Below are 20,148 nucleotides of genomic sequence, written 5' to 3'. Positions count from 1 at the left end.
TGATCGCGTTCCAGGGTTGCCTCGGCCCTGACCCATGGGCCTCAGCCGATGGCGGCCCGGCGCATCGCCTCCATCTGGACGCCGCGCAGGTTGCTGGCCAGGTCTTTGCGCAGGCGCTGCTCGATCAGTCCAAGCGGCATGCCGGGCCGGCCCTGCACGATCAGCTCGTAGAGCAGGCTGCTTTCCGGGCTGCTGCGCTCAAGCTCCTGGCCGATCCGCCAGACCCCCTCGAAGCGCCGGAAGTCGCCCTGGCGCATGGCAAAGCGCAGCTCACCGGCCTCGCGGTGCTCCACCAGCTCCAGCTCCACCTTGGCGCTGAAGCGCAGGCCACAGAACTGCTGGGTGCCCACCTGCTCCAGACACACCCTGTTGCCGCGGCGCCAGAGCTGGCGGGAGCTGGCCAGGTTGGGGATGAAGCTGCTGAGGTTGGGGTAGTCGGTGAGCACGCTCCAGAGGCAGTCGGCATGGAGCGGCAGCCTCAGCTGCACGGCCAGGCGGCGGGTGCCGTTGGCCAGGTACTCCATCTCCTGCTGGATGGTGTCGAGGCTGCAACTGCCGATGTCGGCGGAGCTGGTGGCGGTGGACCCAGTGGCTGAAGACATCGAACCACCCACCTCGGGTCCGGCAGCCACGGGATTTGCGGCGAGAGGCGATGCCAGGCGCTGCGCCAATGGAGTCGGTGTGTGCTGCATCACAAACCTAAGCGCTTTCCCCTGAGATCGACGATCCGGTGTGTTTCCTATGATCAGCCGGATTTTTGCCAGGGCCCAGCCATCATGCGTGTTTCAACGGGCAGTGCCTCCCAGTCCGACAGCCGCATGGTGACCGTGGTCGTCGAGGCTTTCGGCATCGGCCGGCAGCGGCAGGCCGAGCGTCGCTTCACCGTGCCCTTCGCCCAGCTCCAGACCATCTTCCAGACCATCGCCCGCCAGGGCGGACGCATCAAGGCCGTGGAGATGGCGGATGACCTGGCTGCCTCCTCCGGCGAAGCCGCCCCAACCCCCTCCAGTGGCGCAGCTCCAGTCGCGGAAGCCCCTGCACCAGCCCCCAACCCCTCGAAACCAGCTGCCGTGTCCCACGCCGCCGTCCCGGTCAACCTCTACAAGCCCAAGGATCCGTTCGTCGGCACTGTCACCGAGAACTACAGCCTGCTGGCCGAAGGAGCCATCGGCCGGGTGAACCACATCACCTTCGACCTGGCCGGCGGCGATCCCCAGCTCCATTACGTGGAGGGCCAGAGCATCGGCATCATCCCCGACGGCACCGATGCCAAGGGCAAGCCCCACAAGCTTCGCCTCTACTCGATCGCCAGCACCCGCCACGGCGACAACATGGAGGCCCACACCGTGTCGCTGTGCGTGCGCCAGCTCCAGTACGAGCTGGACGGCGCCACCATCAACGGCGTCTGCTCCTCCTTCCTGTGTGACATCGAACCCGGGGCCAAGGTAAGGATCACCGGTCCGGTGGGCAAGGAGATGCTCCTGCCTGAGGATGAAGAGGCCAACGTGATCATGCTGGCCACCGGCACCGGCATCGCGCCGATGCGTGCCTACCTGCGCCGCATGTTCGAACCGGCCGAGCGGGACAAGAACGGCTGGCAGTTCCGCGGGAAGGCCTGGCTGTTCATGGGCGTGCCCACCACCCCCAACCTGCTCTACGACGCCGACTTCGAGCACTACCTCAGCCAGTTCCCCGACAACTTCCGCTACACCAAGGCGATCAGCCGCGAGCAGAAGAACAGCAGGGATGGCCGCATGTACATCCAGGACCGGGTGCTGGAGCATGCCGATGAGATCTTCACCATGATCGAAGATCCCAAGACCCACGTGTACATGTGCGGTCTGCGCGGCATGGAGCCGGGCATCGACGAGGCCATGACAACCGCTGCCGCCGCCAAGGGCATCGACTGGAGCGAGCTGAGGCCCCAGCTCAAGAAGGCCGACCGCTGGCACGTGGAAACCTACTGACCCAGCTGCCCGCCAGCAGGCGGGCTTTTTTCTTGTTCGCTCACAGAGCGGATCACAAAGGCACCTCTGGTCTGGGCTTTGCCGCTGGCGCCGTTAAACCAGAGGGATCAGTGGGTGCTCCATGGCCGCCGTTCTCACCAATCCGCTGCGGGTCGGCCTGCGCCAGGAGCGGGTCATCGCTCCCCAGATCATCGTGATCTTCGGGGCCAGCGGTGACCTCACCCACCGCAAGCTGATCCCGGCCCTGTTCGAGCTGCACCGCCAGCGGCGCCTGCCCAGTGAGTTCGCCGTGCTCGGCTGCGCCCGCCGCCCCTGGAGCGACGAGGAGTTCCGCTCGCGCATGGCCAGCTCCCTCAGCGGCGTGATCGCCGAGGACCCCGCCGCCTGGGAGAACTTCGCCGCCGGCCTCTTCTACGAGTCGGCCGACCTCTCCAACCCGGCCACGATCGTGACCATGGGGGAGCGGCTCGAAGCGATCGACCGGATGCGGGCCACCCGGGGCAACCGCACCTTCTATCTCTCCGTGTCGCCCGCCTTCTACGGCAGCGGCACCCGCGCCCTGGCGGCCGCCGGTCTGCTCAGCGACAGCGAGCGCAGCCGGGTGGTGATCGAGAAGCCCTTCGGCACCGACTACGCCAGTGCCCAGGAGCTGAACCGGGTGGTGCTGGGCTGCGCCCTGGAGAAACAGATCTTCCGGATTGACCACTACCTCGGCAAGGAGACGGTTCAGAACATCCTGGTGATGCGCTTTGCCAACACCATCTTCGAGCCGATCTGGAACCGCAACTACATCGCCAACGTGCAGATCACGGCCGCCGAAACCGTGGGGGTGGAGGAGCGGGCCGGCTACTACGAGACCTCCGGCGCCCTGCGGGACATGGTGCAGAACCACCTCACCCAGATGCTGGCGCTCACCACCATGGAGCCCCCCGGCCGCTTCGACGCCGAGGCGATCCGCAACGAGAAGGCCAAGGTGCTGCAGGCCGCCCACCTGGCCCATGAGAATGAGCCCTGGAAATGCTGCGTGCGGGGCCAGTACAGCGCCGGCGGCAGCCGCAGCACCCCGATTCGGGGCTACCGGGAGGAGCAGGGCGTGGATCCGAACAGCACCACCGAGACCTACGTGGCCATGAAGCTGTTCATCAACAACTGGCGCTGGCAGGGGGTGCCCTTCTACCTGCGCACCGGCAAGCGCCTGCCGAAACGGCTCTCCGAAGTGGTGCTCACCTTCCGCAAGGCTCCGGTGCACCTGTTCGATGCCGCCGGCGGCGCCCCCACCCCGAACCAGCTGATCCTGCGGATCCAGCCCGACGAGGGCGCCGAGATCAAGTTTGAGGTGAAGTCTCCGGGCTCCGGCATGCGCAGCCGGCCGGTGGACATGGCCTTCAGCTACGACGACTCCTTCGGCGAGCCCAGCGACGAGGGCTATGTCCGCCTGCTCGCCGACGCCATGCTGGGGGAGCCCACCCTGTTCACGCGCAGTGATGAGGTGGAAGCCGCCTGGAGGCTCTACACCCCGCTGATCAAGTTGATTGAGGATGCGCCCTGGCAACTGCCAGTGCAGCCCTATGAGGCCCGCACCTGGGGACCGGCCGCCGCCGACAACCTGCTGGCCGAGGACGATCTGGTGTGGCGCCGCCCCTGACCGCCACCTCGGCACTCTCCGGCGCCGACCCTGCGACAGCCCCAGTTTCAGCTTCAGCCTCCATCGCCAACCGCTGATGTCCGCCCAGCTCACGCTCCAGGCCCCCACCGCCCTGCCGCCCGCCGATGTGCCCAGCTACCTGGAGCGCCTCTGGGGGGAGGGGCTGCAGCACGCCAACGGGGCACCCACCTTCAGCCTGGTGGTGTACGAGCCCTCCTGGCTGCAGCAGCACCTGATCCGTACCGGCCGCATCCCCGGACCACTCACGGGCCTGCTGGACCCCGACCTGATCGAGGCGGCCAAAGCCGCCATACCGGATCTGGACCTGCCCTTCAGCACGGCCGTGATGGACCAGCGTCTGTCCTGGCGCCTGGGCCAGCAGGCCGGCAGCGCCAGCGCCGAAGACCAGCGCGGCCAGTTCGTGGACGGGGCGATCAGCGCCCACATGCCGCGCCGCCTGATCACCCTGGCCCCCACCCTGGAGGAGTCCAGGCCGCTGGAAACCCTGGTGGCCGCCTACTGCCCCCTGCCCGAGGAGGGGGGCGGCGGCCCCGCCTGCGGCGATGTGGTGGTGCTGCGCGGCGGCCGCGAGGTGCTCAAGAACCAGCTGGATTTTGTGCTGCCCCTGATCGCCGACGATCTGCCCTGCTGGGTGTGGTGGAACAGCAGCCTCGACGAGGCCCCCGATCTGCTGGAGGCCCTGGCACCACCCACCAGGCGCCTGGTGGTGGACAGCTCCCTGGGCCGGCCCCGGCGCTGCATCGACCTGCTGGTGCAGCGGATCGCGGCCGGCCAGGCGGTGAACGACCTCAACTGGCTGCGGCTGCGCACCTGGCGCGAATCGCTGGCGATGGTGTTCGATCCGCCCTCGCGCCGCAACGCCCTCGACCACGTGGTGCAGCTGGACATCGACGTGGAGGGCGACCACCCGCTCAAGGGGCTGCTGCTGGCGGCCTGGCTGGCCGACCGGCTCGGCTGGGAGCTGGTGGAGTCCTACGCCGTGCCCGTGGACGGCTGCGGCAGCGGCGCCCATGAGGAGGGGATCGGCGCCGAATTCCGCCGCGCTGATGGCTCGCCGGTGCAGTTCCGGCTGATGCCCGTGCCCGTGGGCAGCCCCAAGATCCATCCCGGTGCCCTTGTGGGCCTGCGCCTGATCTGTGCGCCGGAGGGGCGGCCACCCCTGTGCGTGATCCTCTGCTCCGAATCCGGGGGCTGCATGCGCCTGGAGGCCGGCGGCATGGCCTCGATGGAACTCGAGGAAGACGTGGTGCCACTCCCCAATGAGAGCGAGGAGGAAGAGCTGGCCCGGCTGCTCTCCGGCGGCCACGACACCACCAACCCGCTGCTGGCGGCAGCGGCGCCGATCGCCGCCCGGCTGCTGCCCGCCTGAGGTGCCCTGCCTGATCGCAGCGCCCAGCAGCGGCAGCGGCAAGACCCTGCTGAGCGTGAGCCTGGCCGCCCTGGCCCGCAGCCGGGGCCTGCGGCTGCAGCCCTTCAAGGTGGGGCCCGACTACCTCGATCCGCAGCTGCTCAGCCGGGTGAGCGGCCTGCCCTGCCGCAACCTCGACCCCCTGCTCTGCGGTGAGCGCTGGGTGCAGGACTGCTTCCAGTGGCATGGCAGCCGGGCCGACCTGGCCCTGGTGGAGGGGGTGATGGGCCTGTTCGATGGTCGGGGGTCGAGCAGCGAGGGCAGCTCCGCGGCGGTGGCGGCCCTGCTGGATCTGCCCGTGGTGCTGGTGGTGGAGGCCTCCCGCCAGGCGGGCTCCCTGGCGGCCCTGGTGCGGGGCTTCCGCGACCATGGCCCACCCCCGGTGCGGCTCGCCGGCGTGGTGCTCAACCGGGTGGGCAGTGCGCGGCACCGCCAGCTGCTGGCCGAGGCCCTGGAGGCGATCGAGGTGCCGCTGCTGGGGGTGCTGCCCAGCGAGGAGGCCCTGGTGTGGCCGTCGCGCCACCTGGGCCTGCTGACGCCCGATGAAATTCCGGACCTGCCGGAACGCGAGCGGGCCTGGTCCGCCCTTGCGGAACGCCATCTCGATCTCGACCAGCTCTGGCCCCTGCTGGCGCCGGTGCAGCCCCTGGCCAGGGCGGTGGATCCGATCGCCACCCTGGTGGCCTCCGAGCCCGCCCGCTCTCGGCTGCAGCAGCCAGGCGCCACCTCGCCAGAGCCGCTGCCGATCGCCGTGGCCCGGGATGCCGCCTTCCACTTCGGCTACCCGGAGGCCGAGGAGTTGCTGCGCGCCTGGGGCCTCGAACCCCTGCCCTGGAGTCCCCTGGCCGATCAGCCGCTGCCGCCGGACTGCCGGGCGGTGCTGCTGCCGGGGGGCTATCCGGAACTGCACGCCGGGACGCTGGCGGCCAGCCAGCGCAGCCTGGCCTCGCTGCGCCAGGCCGCCGCGGCCGGGATCCCGATCGCCGCCGAGTGCGGTGGGCTGCTGCTGCTGGGCAGGAGCCTGCAGGATCCCCAGGGTCGCTCCCATGCGATGGCGGGGGTGCTGCCCTTTTCGGCCGCCCGCGGCAGCCTCAGCCTCGGCTACCGCGACGCCACGGCCCACACCGATGGACTGCTGGTGCGGCGCGGCGAGCGGCTGCGCGGCCACGAGTTCCATCGCTGGCAGCTCCAGGATGTGGCCGGCGCCGGCGCTTTGTGGCAGCTTGAAGGCTGGGGTTGTCCGAGCCGCAACGAAGGATGGTCAACAGCAACGCTGCACGCCAGCTGGCTGCATCTGCACTGGGCTGGCTGCCCGGCGATTCCGTCCCGGATCGCCGCCGCAGCTTCGAACGCCGTGCCGGTGCCGACCAGCGCCGCTTCATTCACCCTGGCGAACCGCCCCAGGGAATCCCCCTTGAGCGCTGGCGGCTGACCGTGGAGGGGCAGGTGCAGGGGGTGGGCTACCGGGCGGCCTGTTGCCGCGAGGCTCGCAGCCTCGGCCTGGGGGGCTGGGTGCGCAACCGCTCCGACGGCCTGGTGGAGCTGGAGGCGGAGGGCAGTGCTGAGCAGCTCCAGGCCCTGAGGCTCTGGTGTGAACGGGGCCCGTCCCTGGCGCGGGTGCGGCGGGTGACGACCCAGCCGATCGGCCTCACCGGCGCCGACTGGTTTGAGGTGCGGTCCTGACGCACCTCACCACGGGCCACCTGCTGGGGGAACTCTCGGCCTTCGGGCTGGCCCTGGCCATCTCACCCCTGCACATCGGCTTGCTGCTGCTGCTGCTGCTCGGCGAACGCCCCCGGCTGCGGGGCGTGGGCTTCGTGCTGGCCTGGTGGGCCACCAGCGCCCTGGTGGTGGCCGCCCTGCTCACGGTGGGCCATGGGCTGCTGCTCAGCATGGAGAAGGGCACGGCCCACCGCACCGGCCTCGACCTGCTGGCCGCCGGGGCCCTGCTGGCCCTGGGCCTCAAGGAGCTGCTCAACCGCGGCGAAGAGAACGCTCCGCCTGGCTGGGCCGACAAGCTGGAGCGCTTCTGCGCCCTGCCCCTGCCGGTGCTGCTGGCCCTGAGCATGGGGCTGCAGATCATCAGCCCGGACGATCTGTTCCTGTTTGCCAAGACCGCCGGCAGCCTGCTGGAGGCCGGCCTGGCGCCGGGCCAGGAGGTGGTGGGCACCCTGCTGTTCAGCCTCACCAGCAGCCTGCTGCTGCTGCTGCCGCTGCTGGCCCTGCTGCTGCTGGGCAGCGAGCGGGTGCTGCCGCTGCTGCGGGGAGGCAAGGCCTGGCTGCTGGCCCGGGGCGATGCTCTGGTGGGGCTGGTGAGCCTGGGCCTGGCGCTCTACCTGGGCTGGCAGGGGATCGAGGGGCTGCAGCTCAGCCTTTAGGAGCTGGAGAGCCACTGCTGCCAGAGCCGGGCATCCCCGCCACCTCTACCGCCACCGCCATCGCCACCGCCATCGCCACCGCCACTGCCACCGCCGGCCACCAGGGCCACCCGCTGGCTGGCGCGGCTCACCGCCACATAGAGCAGCTGGCGCCGCAGCAGCGGATCCCCAGGCCAGAACACATCGCCATCCACGAACACCTCGGCGAAGGTGCTGCCCTGGCTGCGGTGCACGGTGAGCACGGCGGCCGGTCCTAGCGCCGCGAAGGCATCCCGCAGCAGAAAGAAGCGCCGCCACAGGGCACGGCCCGCCTGCTTGTCGGCGCTGCGGGCCTGCTGGCGCAACGTGGCCAGCACCTGCTCGATGGCGGCGCGGCCAGCCGTGCCGAGGGGGGGCAGCAGGCGCAGGTTGAACTGGCTGTCGCCGCTGTCCACCGCCGCCATCAGGGTGTCCACCACGGGCACCGCCAGGCCCCCGCCCAGATCGGCCGAACTGAGACCGAACTCGCCCAGATCACAGCGCTCCGGCGTCACATCGCGCACCAGCAGCTCGCGGTTGGAGCCGAGCACCATGTCCGGTTCCTCGGCGGCCTCGTCGCCCTCGCGGCAGGCCGGCGCCATCACGGCACTGCGGGTGATCAGCACCTCGCCGGGCAGCACCGGCAGCTGGTCGGCCATGGCGCCATGCAGGGCGCGGCGGGCGATCGGCACCAGCTGCTCCAGGGAGCGGTTCGTGTAACAGAGGATGCGGGCCAGATCGGGGTTGTCGGTGGCGGCGCTGCGGCGCAGGGCGTCCTGGGCCGCCTCCAGCCAGCGCTGGCGGGGCAGCAACGCCACCTCCCCCACCGCCGTGCGCACGGGCGGCAGGGCGGGGGGCTGGCGCGCGGGCAGCCGCTGCTCGCGGATGCCCTGGGCCAGCTGCAACACCGGGCCCTGATGGCGCACCACCTCGGTGAGCTCCGCCGAGGCGGCCCGCCCCAGGCTGAACACCGGGCTGCAGGGCTCCCCCACCGGCGGCAACTGGGCCGGATCGCCCACGAACACCAGGCGGGTGCCGAAGGGATGGGCGCAGCGCAGGCTGATCTCCAGCAGGGTGCTGTCCACCATCGAGGCCTCATCCACCAGCACCAGGCCCAGGTGCTCGAGGGCCGCGGCGGTCTGCTCGGTTTCCTCACAGCGCTCCCGATCGCCCTGCCGTTTCAGGCGCAGGCGCAGCAGGCGGTGGATGGTGGAGGGGTACCAGGTGGGCTGGAGGGCAGCCCGGCCCAGGTGGTGACGCAGCACGCCCACCGCCTTGTGGGTGGGGGCCACCACCGTCCAGCAGAGGTGCCGGGCCTCCACCAGCTGCAGGAACGCCATCGAGAGGAAGGTCTTGCCGGTGCCCGCATAGCCGCTGAGCACAAAGGGCTGGCCGTCTGCCGGCTCGGCCAGCCAGGCGGCGAAGGCCGTGCAGGCCGCCTGTTGCCCCGCTGTGAACGCGGCGCCCGGGACAGGCGGCTCAGCCGAGGGAGGAGGCTGGCTCAACCGAGCCCAAGCCACAGACCCCAGCGGTGGGCCAGCTCCAGGGGTGAGCCCAGCAGCACCAGACCGGGCAGGGCGATCGCCGGGCCCAGCAGGCTGCCCACCAGCACCTCGAGGCGGGTGTGGCCGAGATTTTCCTTGAGGGGCCGGCGGCTCGGGGCTGGGCTCAGTGGGGAGGCATCGGCCTCAGTGGCACCGGGCTCAGCAGGCCAGAGCGCGTCGGGCAGCTGGTTGACCCGCTCGGCGGTGAGCCCGGCGGCCCGCCGCACCCCGGAGGCGTCGTAGAGCACCACGAAACAGAGGGCGGCCGCCAGGGCGAACAGCGGATCCGCGAAGCCCTGTTGCCAGCCCAGCGCCGCCGTGGTGCCCGTGAGCAGGGCGGAATGGCTGGAGGGCATGCCGCCCGTTTCGAACAGCACGGCAGGCCGCCAGCGCCGGTGCAGCACCAGCTCGATCAGCAGCTTGGAAGCCTGGGCCAGTCCGCAGGCGGCCAGCCCCCACCAGAGGGTGGTGTTGCTGAGCAGGGCCGCCAGGGGCTGGGCATCGTGGAGCGCCGCCACAGGCATCTCAATCATCGGTCGCGGCTGGTGATGTAGTCGGCGAGGGCGAGCAGGGGGGCCGCCTGGCCCCCGGCGGCAAACGGCTCCAGGGCGGCCTTGGCGCCGGCCACCAGGGCTTCCGCCCGCTGGCGCGACTCCTCCAGTCCCAGCAGCTTGGGGTAGGTGGTCTTGTCGGCGGTGAGATCCTTGCCGGCAGTCTTGCCGAGCACTTCGCTGCTGGCGGTGACATCGAGGATGTCGTCGATGATCTGAAAGGCGAGGCCGATGCCGCGGGCGTAGGTGCGGAGGGCCTGGAGCAGGGCTTCGGGAGCGCCGGCGATCAGGGCGCCGCTGAGCACGCAGGCCCGCAGCAGGGCGCCGGTCTTGTGCAGGTGGATGTACTCCAGGGTGTCGAGGTCCACGTCCTTGCCCTCACACTCCAGATCCACCACCTGGCCCCCCACCAGGCCCGGAGCGCCGGAGGCCAGGCTCAGCTCGCCCACCACCCGCAGCAGCTGCTCGGCCGGCACCTGGGGACTGCGCAGCGCCACCATCTCGAAGGCCCGGGTCAGCAGGGCATCGCCGGCCAGGATCGCCTTGGCCTCGCCATACACCTTGTGGTTGGTGGGCCGCCCCCGGCGCAGGTCGTCGTCGTCCATGGCGGGCAGATCGTCATGGATCAACGACATGGTGTGGATCATCTCCAGGGCGAGGGCCGTGGGCATGGCCAGGGCGCTGTCGCCACCGGCCAGCTCACAGGCCGCCAGGCAGAGGATCGGCCGCAGCCGCTTGCCGCCCGCCAACAGGGAATAGCGCATCGCCTCCCGCAGCGTCTCGGGCCGCTCCGGCCCCAGGGAGGCCTCCAGGGCGGTTTCCACCCGCAGGCGAGTGGCCTCCAGGTAGGCCGGGAAATCAAAGCTGGCCGCCTGGGGGCCTGCACCGGTGCCGTCGGCGGGGCTGCCAGGGGTCGTGCTCACCGCCGCGGTCATGGGGAGATGGGGACTGGGCGCGATTCTCTCAGGTGAAGCTCCATTCCTCAGGCCTGTCGGGTCCAGGCCACACACACGGCAAGACCGGCGGCGCTTGCCATCCCTCTGCGGGACACTGGGGCTCGCTGCCCGACGGTTCCGCCCGCATGGATCTGCCCCGCCTCCTCGATGTCAGCGCCCGCCGGCAACGGATCGCCAGCGCCGCCGCCCAGGCCGTGCGCGACCACTGGGTGACCCTGCATGACGGAGCCGTGACCATCCCGGCGGCTCCGCTGGAGCAGGAGCTGCTGGTGTACCGGGTGGACAATGGCAGGCTGCTGGCCGATCTGGAGGAGCAGATGGGCGGAGAGCCTGGGGCCCTGGAGCGGCTGCACGCCGCCGAGGACAGTGTGGAGACCCAGACCCTGCTGCACGGGCTGCTGCTGACCAAGGCCGGCGACCAGCGAGGACCGATCCTGCAGGAGCTGAAGCGGCTCGCCGTGCAGACCGAGCCCCTGCTGGTGGACACCGATGGGGTGGTGATCAATGGCAACCGGCGGCTGGCCGCGATGCGCTGCCTGCTGGCCGAGGATCCCGAGCGCTACAGGCTCTTCCAGACGCCGCTGGTGGCGATCCTGCCCCCGGGGGTCAGCCGGGCCGACCTGGAGTTTCTGGAGGCGAGCCTGCAGATGGCGCCCGACACCAAGCTGGCCTACGGCTGGCTGGAGCGGCGCCTCAAGCTGCGGGAGCAGCACGACCGGCTCGGCCTCGCCGACGCCTGGATCCAGGAGGCCTACCGGCTGGCCGAGCCCGCCCAGCTGGAGCTGGAGCTGGCTGAACTGGCCCTCGCCGAGACCTTCCTGGAGCAGTTCCAGCGGCAGCCGCGCCGCTATTCCAGCCTGGCGGATGCGGAGCCGCTGATCGTGGGGCTGAGCGCCCAGCTGCCCCTGCTGCCGAAGCGGCTGCGCCCCTGCTGGCAGGCCCTGGGGTTCCTGTTGATCGAGTGCCGTGCCGAGCTCGATGGGGGCATGGCCAAGCACTTTCCGTTCACGGCACCGCCACTGCCGCTGTTCCCCGCCGAAGCCCTCTCCCGCCTGGCACAGGAGTGGGGGCTGGAGCGAGAGCCCGGAGGGAATGGGCAGGACAGCAGTCCCCTGCTGGCCGCGGCGCCGCCGCGGGCCCAGCTGCAGGCGCTGGCCGTGGCGGCGGCGGAGCGCAGGGGCCGCAGCGCCAGGGCCAGGGAGCTGCAGGATGTGCTCGACACCCTGCGCGTGCAGTGCCGGCAGGGGCAGACCCCCCAGAGGCTGCTGGTCAACCTGCGCCAGAGCCGCAAGCTGCTGGCCCGGGTGACCGCCGATCAGCTCAGCGGCGAAGAGCGCAGCCGGCTGCAGGGGGAGCTGGCGGCCATCGCCGCCCAGGGCGCCCAGCTGCTGGGGCCGGCCGGCGCCGGCTCGACCGGAGCTCAGCCGCCCTTAGCGGGCGCCACGCGCAAGCTCTCGCTGTGGAAGCGCCTGCTGGGGCGGGTGAGGGGTGGCCGGCGCTGATCGGCAGCTCGGCCCAGGGCCGGCTCACACCACCAGATCATCCAGCCCATGCGCGAGCTCATGGCGGCGACACCAGGCCACCACGGTGTTCACCAGCAGCATGGCCACCGTCATCGGGCCCACCCCCCCAGGCACCGGCGTGATCGCGGCGGCCAGGGGCTCCACCTGCTCAAAGATCACGTCACCGCAGAGGCCGCCCTCCGGCCGACGGTGGATGCCCACATCCACCACCACCGCACCGGGCCGCACGTGCTCGGCCCCCACCATGCGGGGACGGCCCGCCGCCACCACCAGCACCTCGGCCTGCCGGGTGAGGCTCGGCAGATCGCGGCTGCGGGAGTGGGCCACGGTGACCGTGGCATCGGCGGCCTGGAGCATCAGGGCCATGGGCTGACCCACCAGGATGCTGCGCCCCACCACCACCGCCCGCCGCCCGGCCAGGTCCACTCCGGCCCGGGCCAGCAGGGCCATCACCCCGGCCGGGGTGCAGCTGCGCGGTCCGGGCTCCCCCTTGAGCAGCCGGCCGAGGTTGAGGGTGTGCAGGCCATCGGCATCCTTGGCGGGGTCGAGGGCCAGCAGCAGGGGGGCCGCGTCGAGGCCGTCGGGCAGGGGCAGCTGCAACAGGATGCCGTCGACGGCAGGATCGCCGTTGAGGCCTTCGATCGTGGCCCGGATCTGTTCCGCTCCGGTGGCCGCCGGCAGGTGCGCCCCGAGGCTGCGGATGCCCACCCGGCCGCAGGCCTTCTCCTTGTTGGCCACGTAGACACCGCTGGCAGGGTCGTCGCCCACCCTGAGCACCGCCAGGCCGGGGGGGCGCCCCAGGCGGCTCCGGTGGGTGGCGATGGTGGCGGCGAGCCTCGTTTCGATCACGGCGGCGAGCTCACGCCCATCGAGACGGCTGGCCATGGATCGAGGCGGTGGGCAACCTCCAGCTTGCAATGGCGGCTCCACGTTGGCCCGCCCAGCAGACCCCACAGCCCTGCTCGCTAGCGTCGGAGGATGCGTGGTCGGCTGTTGACGATCCAGATCCCCGGCCGGGTGCGCAGCCTGTGGCGCCAGTGGCTGCGCACAGAGCGCCCGCGCCAGCCGCCTGCCTGCTGGCGCGGCCAGGACAGCCTCGCGGTGCTGATGGTGTGTGCCCTGGTGGCGGTGCTGAGCAGCTGGTCGTGGCTGGCGGAGCCGAGCCTTCGCCCCGGCATGCTCGCTCCATTCACCGTGCGGGCGCCCGAATCGGCCCAGGTGGTGGACAGCACGGCCCTCGAGGAGAGGCGCCAGCAGATGCTGCCCCGCACCACCGTCCAGGTGGTGGACGAGGAGGCCAGCCTGCGCCTGCGCGCCCAGCTCGGCGCGCAGCTCGAGCTGGTGGAGGATCAACTGGGCAGCGCCCAGGCTCGGGTGGAGGCCCTGCCGCTCAGCGACCGGGAACGCAGCTGGCTGCGGGGTCTGAGCCGCGCCCAGCGCTCGACCTGGCAGGGGGAGGTGAGCCAGGCCCAGTTGCGCATGCTCAGCCAGGGTCTGGCGCCTGGCGTTTCCGAGGATCAGCTGCTGGAGGCCGCCTCGCTTCAGCTGGAGGCCATCACCGGGCCGGGCCGTGACCTCGGCGCCCGGCTGGTGGTGCAGAGCCTGCAGGGCCAGACCAATCTACGCAGCGATCCCGCCCTCAGTCAGCGCCGCATCGAGGCGTTGATCAGCCAGCAGGGCATCCCCACGATCAGCGTCAGCCAGGGCGACCTTGTGGTGCGCCAGGGGGAGACGATCAGCGCCCAGGTGTTCGACGTGCTCGACCATTTCGGCCTGGTCACCCGCCGGCCCCGGCCGCTGGTGTGGCTGAGCCACTTCCTCGAGAGCCTGGCCGTGACGGGGGCGATGGTGCTGCTGCTGCGCCGCTGGCGCTCCAGCCTCGAACCGCGCCAGGCGATGCTCGCCCTGGGCACCCTGCTGGCGGTGCAGGGGGTGCACCTCTGGCTGGGCCCCGGGGCCAGCCCGATGGTGCTGCTGGTGCCGCCCACCCTGCTGCTCGCCCAGGGCCTGGGCACCGCCAGCGGCCTGGCCTGGCTGGCTGCGGCCACCCTGCTCTGGCCGGTGCCGATGAGCGGTCTGCTGGGCCTGCGCCTGCTGCTGGCCGCGGCCACGGCGGCGGTGGCGGCGGTGACCGCCGGCCGCCAGCGCAGCCGGGCCGAACTGCTGCAGCTGGCCGTGCTGCTGCCGGGCGGGGCCGTGCTGCTGCAGTGGCTGCTGCTGCAGGGCCGCGGCCAGCCGGGGCAGTTCGACCTGCTCACGGAAGCTCTGGTGCTGGCGGGGCTGCTGATGGCGGGCCTGCTGCTGGCCCCTCTGGTGGAGACCTTCTTCGGGCTGATGACCCGCACCCGGCTGCTGGAACTGGCCGACCTGGAGCGGCCCCTGCTGCGCCGGCTCTCCTGCGAGGCGCCCGGCACCTTCGAGCACACCCTGATGATCGCCGGCCTGGCCGAGGAGGGAGCCCGCAGCATCGGCGCCGACGTGGATCTGGTGCGCACCGGGGCGCTGTATCACGACGTGGGCAAGCTGCACGGCCCCCAGTGGTTCATCGAGAACCAGGAGGAGGGAGCCAACCCCCACGACGCCCTCGATGACCCCTACGCCAGCGCCGCCATCCTGCAGGCCCATGTGGACGAAGGCCTGAAGCTGGCCCGGCGCTACCGGCTGCCGCGGCCCCTGGCGGACTTCATCCCCGAGCACCAGGGCACGCTGAAGATGGGCTACTTCCTGCACCATGCCCGCGAGCGCGACGGCTCAGTGCGGGAGGCCGATTTCCGCTACCGCGGCCCCACCCCCCGCAGCCGCGAAACGGCGATCCTGATGCTCGCCGACGGCTGCGAAGCCGCCCTGCGCTCCCTGCCCCCCGGCACCAATGAACACGAAGCACGCGCCATGGTGCGCCGCATCCTCGAAGCGCGGCAGCGGGACGGCCAGCTGGCGGGCAGCGGCATCAGCCGCGCCGAGCTGGAGCTGCTGATCCGGGCCTTCGTGCGGGTGTGGAAGCGCATGCGCCACCGCCGCATCCCCTATCCGATTCCCGCCCGCAAGGCCTTCAGTGCCTGAGGGGGAAGAAGGATGACGGCACTCAGCTTTGTGGAGCTGCAGCGGCAGCTGCAGCCCTCCTGGGGCCACACCACCGGCGGCCTGGGCCCGGAGGTGGACGTGCTGCTGGTGCCCTCGCTCTCGATGGACCAGAGCCAGATGGCGCTGGTCACCGGGTCTCACCACTACGAGGAGCGCCAGCTGTTCGCCCTGATCGGGCTGCGCCACCCGGGGGTGCGCATGGTGTATGCCAGCAGCAAGCCCCTGGCCGAGCTGGTGGTGGATGCGGTGCTGGAGCTGCTGCCGGGAGTGCCCACCTCCCACGCCCGCCGCCGCCTGCACCTGTTCGACACCGACGACGCCTCGGGCCGCCCCCTCACCGCCAAGCTGCTGGAGCGGCCTGCGCTGCTGGCCCGGATCGGGGAGCTGCTGCGGCCGGGCCGCAGTTTCATCAGCTGTTTCGTGGTGAGCGAGCTGGAACGGGAGCTGTCGGAGCGTCTGCAGGTGCCGCTGCTGGGCACCTCCCCCCACCTGCTGCAGTGGGGCAGCAAGGCGGGCAGCCGTGCCCTGTTTCGGCGTTGCGGTGTGCCGCACCCGCCCGGCAGCGAGCTGGTGTTCGACCTGGCCAGCCTGGCTGAGGCCACAGCCGACCTCTGGGAGCGGCATCCCGAGCTGGAGCGCTGCGTGGTGAAGCTCAACGAGGGCTTCAGCGGCGAGGGCAACGCCCTGCTGGAGCTGGCCCCACTGCAGCTGCACGGGCACGCAGCGCCACAGCGGCGGCAACGGCTGCGTCAGGCCCTGGAGCAGCTGCCGATGCCGGCGCCCGCCTGGCAGGAGCTGATGGCCCGCCAGGGAGCCCTGGTGGAGGCCTGGCTGCAGGGGGGGGACGCCCTGCGCTCGCCCAGCGTTCAGGGGATCATCCATCCGGGGGCGAACGGACAACCCGGCGCCGTGGAGGTGCTCTCCACCCATGAGCAGGTGCTGGGGGGCCCCAGCGGCCAGACCTACCTGGGCTGCAGCTTCCCCGCCAGCGAGGACTACCGGCAGGAGCTGATGAGGCATGGGCTGGCCATCGGCCGGGCCCTGGCCGCCGAGGGGGCCCTGGAGCGCTATGCCGTGGACTTCATCGCCCGGCGCTTCGGCGGGCGATGGGAGCTGCAGGCGATCGAGATCAACCTGCGCCAGGGGGGCACCACGCACCCCTACATGGCCCTGAACGCCATCACCAGCGGCCGGCTGGATCCCGGCGACGGGGTCTACCGCTCCCCCACCGGCGCAGCGCTGCACTACCGCGCCACCGATAACTTCTGCGCTGCGGAGCTGCGCGGGCTGCTGCCGATCGACCTGATCGACATCGTGGCGGAAGCCGGCCTGCACTACGACCCGGCCCAGCTGCGCGGCAGTGTCTTCCACCTGCTGGGCTGCCTCTCGGAGTACGGCAAGCTCGGCATGACCTGCATCGGCCGCAGTGCGGCGGAGGCGGAAGCGGTGTACCGGGCCACCGAGCAGCGGCTGGTGGAGGCCGCCGCTGAGCGCCATGGAGGCTGAGCACGTCAGCTCAGCCGCGGCGGCGCTGGTGCCAGGCCCAGGCGTCGGCCAGGATCGTGGCCAGATCGGAGCGCTGCGGCGTCCAGCCCAGCTCCGCCATCGCCAGGGAGGCATCGGCCACCAGCTCGGCGGGATCCCCCGGGCGGCGGGGCGCGTCCACAACCTGCAGGTTGCAGCCGGTGAGCTCGCAGGCGGCGTTGATCACCTGCTGCACGGAATAGCCGCTGCCGGTGCCGAGGTTGTAGGTGTGCTGGCCGCCCTGGGCGTGGAGCCGCTCCAGGCCGAGCACATGGGCGGCGGCCAGGTCGCCCACGTGGATGTAATCGCGGATGCAGGTGCCGTCGGGGGTGGGGTAGTCGCGGCCGTACACCTGAAGGCCCTCGCGGCGGCCGGCCAGGGCCTCGAGCACCAGGGGGATGAGGTGGGTTTCGGGGTCGTGGTCTTCGCCGAGGTCGGCGGCGGGGTCGGCGCCAGCGGCGTTGAAGTAGCGGAAGATCACGCTGGGCTGGCCGTAGGCGGCGCCGAAATCAGCCAGCAGCTGCTCCACCATCCACTTGCTGCGGCCATAGGGGTTGATCGGCGCCTGGGGGCAGCGCTCGTGGATCGGAATCTGATCGGCGGCGGGGATGCCGTAGGTGGCGCAGGTGGAGCTGAACACCAGCGGGATCGGCCGGCCGCGGCGCCCGGCCTCGGCATGCAGCGCCTCCAGCAACACCAGGGTGTCGCCCAGGTTGTTGCGGTAGTAGCGGGCGGGATCCACCACGCTCTCGCCCACGTAGGCGTAGGCGGCGAAGTGGAGCACGGCCCGCACGGGCCCGGCCGGCAGCTGTGGATGGGAGCCCTGCAGCAGGGCATCGAGCAGGGGGCGATCACCCAGCTGCCCCACCACCAGGGGCACCTGCAGCACCTGCTCGGCGATGGCCCGGTGGCCATACACCAGGTTGTCGAGCACCAGCACGGGCTGGCCGGAGCCCTGCAGGGCCCGCACGGTGTGGCTGCCGATGTAGCCGGCGCCGCCGGTCACGAGGATCGTCATGGGGCCTGCTCGGGGGGTGGGGCGCTGTAGCTCTTCTGCTCCAGCAGGGGGCTTGCACTCTGCACGCTGATGGCGTGCCTGAGGGCGGCGCGGCGGTCGTTGAGGCAGTAGATGCTGCGGGCCAGTTCCACGAAGGTGGGGCTGAAGTCGTGCGGGCGCTCGCAGGCGCGGATGGCTTCCTCCCGCTGCCAGAGCAGGTCGTTCCCCGCCTGAAGCTGCTCACACAGGGCCGGATCGAAACGCGGTGCGGCGATGGCAAAGGCCTGCTGCAACAGGTGATGCTCTTGGGTCCCGTGGCGGAGGGCCTCCGGCTCGAAATGCCGGCACTTGAGCTCGAGAATGGTGAGCTTGGCCACCAGCTCGCCCACAGAAACGGAAATCGTGGGCATCCGCGCTGCAAAGGGCGGTGAGGAAGCAGGTTAGGGGGGCGTGGCTGGAGGCCGCGGGGCCCCAGTGGCTGGAGAGCCCGGCGGCCGCCACTGGCTTCGGCGGCGAGATCCTCTGGGACACCACCAAGCCCGACGGCACCCCGAAGAAACAGCTGGATGTGAGCCGGCTGGGGGAACTGGGTGGCGGCGCCGTGCGGGCGGTGCAGGTCTGGGGCGGTGGCACTACACACCCAGGCGATGGCCCATGGTTGGCGCTGTCCTGAGCCCCCATGGGCACAGTGAGCTGATCAGGGGCTCGGTTCGATCCACTCCACATCGGCGATGCCGCGGAAATCACTGTCCATGGTGTGCAACCTTGCCTGGTGCTGTCTGGCCGTGGCCAGGATGATGCTGTCAGCCATGGGCAGCGGCAGGGCATGGCTGAGCTGGGCTGCCGCCAGCGCCAGCCGGCTGTCAAGGTCCACCACCTGGCCGCGCTGCATCGCGGCAGCCGCCTGGATGGCCTGAGCCTCACCGTGTTCCCGCAGGACCCACTTGTACACCTCGAAGACGGTGATCGCCGGCACCACGAGCTGGCCATCATCCGCCATGAGGGAGAGGAAATGCCCGGCCATCCCACCGTCGGTGAACACCTCGATCCACCCGGAGGAATCCACCACCACCCGCTCCGGGGTCACAGGCGGTCGCCCTCGCGCCGGAAGGTGTTGCTGCCTTCCAGAAATCCGCGCAAGGCCGCTGGAGGCTGGCTGGGCACCAGCTCGATGCGCCCAGGCAAGGCGATCACCTGAAGGGTCTGCCCGGGGCTGAGGCCGAACTGCTCGCGCACCCGCTTGGGAATCACCACCTGAAACTTAGGGGATACGGTTGCGATGTCGATGGCCATCTGGTCATACGCTCGGCTGATCGATCCTAAGTCGCTGGGGCGATTCAGCGCCGGGCCACCAGCACCATCACGGCGGGAATCTCCTGGCCCAGCACGCCGTAGCTGGGGGCGGCGATCCAGTGGATGGTGGGCTCAAGGAAGCCGGAGGCACGGGCCTGGTCGAGCAGGTCCCAGCCGGGGATCTGATAGACGAGGCTGCCCTGGTGAGGATCCACGGGGTTGCCGTGGAACTCTGGCTCGCTGAGCAGCTCCGCCTCGGCCGCCACGCCGGGGGAGGCCCCGCGGCGGTGGCGTGCCTTCACGATCGTGTCGATGCGGTTGTAGGCGAAGGGGAAGGTGGTCACCAGCTGGCCGCCGGGACGCAGGATGCGCACCATCTCCGCCAGGGCGGCGGGCAGGTCGTAGAGGTGTTCGAACACCTCGTTGCACACCACCAGATCCATGCAGCCGTCGGGCAGGGAGAGGGCGCAGAGGTCTTGATGGGGCAGGTTGCGGCGGCGGCGATCGGCGGGATCAGGCAGGTATTCGCTCAGAAGCGCGCGGGGAAAGAGGCGCCGCAGCAGCTCGGCGAAGGGGGTGACGGCTTCAGGGCAGTAGAGCTGCAGCGCGTCGATGGGAGGCAGGGCGCCGCCGGCGATCAGCTGCTGCAGCACCAGCAGCACGGCGCGGTGCCGCGAGAGGCAGCCGTTGTGTTCGAGGGTTTCGCGGTAGTTGGCGCTGTTCAGCTGCAGGGCGGCGGCCGGCACCACGGCACCGCTGAGAGGATCGAGGATGCCGTTGAGGGCCATCAGCCGCAGGGCGTCGCGCACCTGGGAGGGCCAGAGCGCCGCGGTGCGCTGAAGATGCTCCTGGAAGGCCGGGAAGCTGGTGAAGGCCTGCCAGTCCACATGCAGGGCCTGGGCCGGCAGGGAAGCGGGTGCCAACGCCACGGTTGTCCATCGGCAAACCTTGCTTAAGGTATCGCCGATGAGCGAGTCCAACGCCAGCCCGGGGGTCAGCACGGCCAGCGACCCGACACAGCTGGAGGCTGAGCTCGCCGGCCTGCGGCTGCAACTGGAGGAGGCGCGGGACGAAGCCGAACTCAACCTGCTGATGCTGCAGCAGGTGCAGGAGGAGCTGGAAACCTATTTCCTGGCGCACCAGGCCCAGGAGCAGCAACTGGAGCGGCACCGGCAGCAGATGGCCCGGGCCGAAACCCTGATCCAGGCGTTGCTGGAGCGGCTGGAACAGCAGGCCTGAAGC

20 protein-coding genes and 1 pseudogene are annotated in these 20,148 nt (G+C 71.1%); 11 read left to right on the top strand and 10 right to left on the bottom strand.

Going from position 1 to position 20,148, the window contains the following annotated elements; genetic code table 11:
- Positions 1 to 41 precede the first annotated feature (41 nt).
- Positions 42 to 602 (bottom strand): SRPBCC family protein, encoded by a 561-nt coding sequence (locus tag ACWJIO_RS07200; protein WP_480312392.1) that lies wholly within the window; start codon positions 600 to 602, stop codon positions 42 to 44.
- A gap of 174 nt (positions 603 to 776) precedes the next feature.
- Between ACWJIO_RS07200 and ACWJIO_RS07195 the strand changes: the two genes are divergently transcribed.
- The 6 genes from ACWJIO_RS07195 to ACWJIO_RS07170 all read left to right on the top strand — a co-directional run bounded on the left by ACWJIO_RS07195 (position 777) and on the right by ACWJIO_RS07170 (position 7,419).
- Complete coding sequence (locus ACWJIO_RS07195; protein ID WP_480312391.1) at positions 777 to 1,967, top strand: ferredoxin-NADP reductase; 1,191 nt, start codon at positions 777 to 779, stop codon at positions 1,965 to 1,967.
- A 121-nt stretch (positions 1,968 to 2,088) separates the two neighbouring features.
- Entirely contained in the window at positions 2,089 to 3,612 is a 1,524-nt protein-coding gene (zwf, locus tag ACWJIO_RS07190; protein ID WP_480312389.1) for a glucose-6-phosphate dehydrogenase, read from the top strand.
- A gap of 76 nt (positions 3,613 to 3,688) precedes the next feature.
- Complete coding sequence (locus ACWJIO_RS07185; protein ID WP_480312387.1) at positions 3,689 to 5,002, top strand: glucose-6-phosphate dehydrogenase assembly protein OpcA; 1,314 nt, start codon at positions 3,689 to 3,691, stop codon at positions 5,000 to 5,002.
- A gap of 1 nt (position 5,003) precedes the next feature.
- A complete protein-coding gene (locus tag ACWJIO_RS07180; RefSeq protein ID WP_480312385.1) occupies positions 5,004 to 6,473 on the top strand; it encodes a cobyrinic acid a,c-diamide synthase CobB in 1,470 nt (489 codons plus the stop codon).
- A gap of 2 nt (positions 6,474 to 6,475) precedes the next feature.
- Positions 6,476 to 6,724 (top strand): acylphosphatase, encoded by a 249-nt coding sequence (locus ACWJIO_RS07175; protein ID WP_480312383.1) that lies wholly within the window; start codon positions 6,476 to 6,478, stop codon positions 6,722 to 6,724.
- Complete coding sequence (locus tag ACWJIO_RS07170) at positions 6,721 to 7,419, top strand: GAP family protein (protein WP_480312429.1); 699 nt, start codon at positions 6,721 to 6,723, stop codon at positions 7,417 to 7,419. Before ACWJIO_RS07175 ends, ACWJIO_RS07170 begins: the two co-directional genes overlap by 4 nt.
- On the opposite strand, the gene ACWJIO_RS07165 is transcribed toward ACWJIO_RS07170, so the two are convergent.
- The 3 genes from ACWJIO_RS07165 to crtE are packed head-to-tail and all read right to left on the bottom strand — an operon-like array spanning position 7,416 to position 10,467.
- The gene (locus ACWJIO_RS07165) at positions 7,416 to 8,942 is read right to left on the bottom strand and encodes an ATP-dependent DNA helicase (RefSeq protein ID WP_480312382.1); all 1,527 of its coding nucleotides are present in this window, start codon (positions 8,940 to 8,942) and stop codon (positions 7,416 to 7,418) included. The genes ACWJIO_RS07170 and ACWJIO_RS07165 overlap by 4 nt on opposite strands.
- Positions 8,939 to 9,514 (bottom strand): divergent PAP2 family protein, encoded by a 576-nt coding sequence (locus ACWJIO_RS07160; RefSeq protein ID WP_480312381.1) that lies wholly within the window; start codon positions 9,512 to 9,514, stop codon positions 8,939 to 8,941. Before ACWJIO_RS07160 ends, ACWJIO_RS07165 begins: the two co-directional genes overlap by 4 nt.
- Positions 9,511 to 10,467, bottom strand: coding sequence for a geranylgeranyl diphosphate synthase CrtE (gene crtE / locus ACWJIO_RS07155; protein ID WP_480312380.1), 957 nt, complete (start codon positions 10,465 to 10,467; stop codon positions 9,511 to 9,513). The genes ACWJIO_RS07160 and crtE overlap by 4 nt, the downstream gene beginning before the upstream one ends.
- Before the next feature lie 146 nt (positions 10,468 to 10,613).
- Between crtE and ACWJIO_RS07150 the strand changes: the two genes are divergently transcribed.
- Positions 10,614 to 11,990 carry a hypothetical protein gene (locus ACWJIO_RS07150; protein ID WP_480312378.1) on the top strand — a complete coding sequence of 459 codons (1,377 nt, stop codon included), beginning with the start codon at positions 10,614 to 10,616 and terminating at the stop codon, positions 11,988 to 11,990.
- Between the two features lie 24 nt (positions 11,991 to 12,014).
- Here ACWJIO_RS07150 and folD read toward each other — a convergent pair whose 3' ends face one another.
- A complete protein-coding gene (folD, locus tag ACWJIO_RS07145) occupies positions 12,015 to 12,896 on the bottom strand; it encodes a bifunctional methylenetetrahydrofolate dehydrogenase/methenyltetrahydrofolate cyclohydrolase FolD (protein ID WP_480312376.1) in 882 nt (293 codons plus the stop codon).
- A 93-nt stretch (positions 12,897 to 12,989) separates the two neighbouring features.
- On the opposite strand from folD, the gene ACWJIO_RS07140 reads away from it, so the two are divergent.
- Both ACWJIO_RS07140 and ACWJIO_RS07135 read left to right on the top strand, forming a co-directional pair.
- Positions 12,990 to 15,071: an HDIG domain-containing metalloprotein gene (locus ACWJIO_RS07140; protein ID WP_480312374.1), complete on the top strand. Its 2,082-nt coding sequence runs from the start codon at positions 12,990 to 12,992 to the stop codon at positions 15,069 to 15,071.
- Positions 15,072 to 15,083: 12 nt separating this feature from the next.
- Complete coding sequence (locus tag ACWJIO_RS07135; protein ID WP_480312372.1) at positions 15,084 to 16,598, top strand: peptide ligase PGM1-related protein; 1,515 nt, start codon at positions 15,084 to 15,086, stop codon at positions 16,596 to 16,598.
- Between the two features lie 10 nt (positions 16,599 to 16,608).
- Here ACWJIO_RS07135 and galE read toward each other — a convergent pair whose 3' ends face one another.
- Positions 16,609 to 17,634: a UDP-glucose 4-epimerase GalE gene (gene galE / locus ACWJIO_RS07130; protein WP_480312371.1), complete on the bottom strand. Its 1,026-nt coding sequence runs from the start codon at positions 17,632 to 17,634 to the stop codon at positions 16,609 to 16,611.
- A complete protein-coding gene (locus ACWJIO_RS07125; protein WP_480312370.1) occupies positions 17,631 to 18,023 on the bottom strand; it encodes a DUF6165 family protein in 393 nt (130 codons plus the stop codon). Before ACWJIO_RS07125 ends, galE begins: the two co-directional genes overlap by 4 nt.
- A gap of 71 nt (positions 18,024 to 18,094) precedes the next feature.
- Between ACWJIO_RS07125 and ACWJIO_RS07120 the strand changes: the two are divergent.
- A pseudogene (locus tag ACWJIO_RS07120) lies at positions 18,095 to 18,286 on the top strand (hypothetical protein); the annotation flags it as partial.
- A gap of 24 nt (positions 18,287 to 18,310) precedes the next feature.
- Here ACWJIO_RS07120 and ACWJIO_RS07115 read toward each other — a convergent pair.
- Genes ACWJIO_RS07115 through ACWJIO_RS07105 form a run of 3 tightly spaced genes read right to left on the bottom strand, consistent with a single transcriptional unit; the run spans position 18,311 to position 19,829 of the window.
- Entirely contained in the window at positions 18,311 to 18,700 is a 390-nt protein-coding gene (locus ACWJIO_RS07115) for a PIN domain-containing protein (protein WP_480312368.1), read from the bottom strand.
- Positions 18,697 to 18,906, bottom strand: a complete 210-nt coding sequence (locus ACWJIO_RS07110; RefSeq protein WP_480312367.1) for an AbrB/MazE/SpoVT family DNA-binding domain-containing protein — start codon at positions 18,904 to 18,906, stop codon at positions 18,697 to 18,699. Before ACWJIO_RS07110 ends, ACWJIO_RS07115 begins: the two co-directional genes overlap by 4 nt.
- A 44-nt stretch (positions 18,907 to 18,950) precedes the next feature.
- The gene (locus ACWJIO_RS07105; RefSeq protein WP_480312366.1) at positions 18,951 to 19,829 is read right to left on the bottom strand and encodes a class I SAM-dependent methyltransferase; all 879 of its coding nucleotides are present in this window, start codon (positions 19,827 to 19,829) and stop codon (positions 18,951 to 18,953) included.
- Positions 19,830 to 19,872: 43 nt separating this feature from the next.
- Here ACWJIO_RS07105 and ACWJIO_RS07100 point away from each other — a divergent pair, with 43 nt between their 5' ends.
- Positions 19,873 to 20,145: a hypothetical protein gene (locus ACWJIO_RS07100; RefSeq protein ID WP_480312365.1), complete on the top strand. Its 273-nt coding sequence runs from the start codon at positions 19,873 to 19,875 to the stop codon at positions 20,143 to 20,145.
- Positions 20,146 to 20,148: the final 3 nt, after the last annotated feature.

It is taken from the genome of Paraciimarium castrense LEGE 11436 (assembly GCF_056633055.1).
The sequence above is the reverse complement of the archived record's forward strand: the minus strand, read 5'-3'. Positions and strand labels throughout refer to the sequence as shown.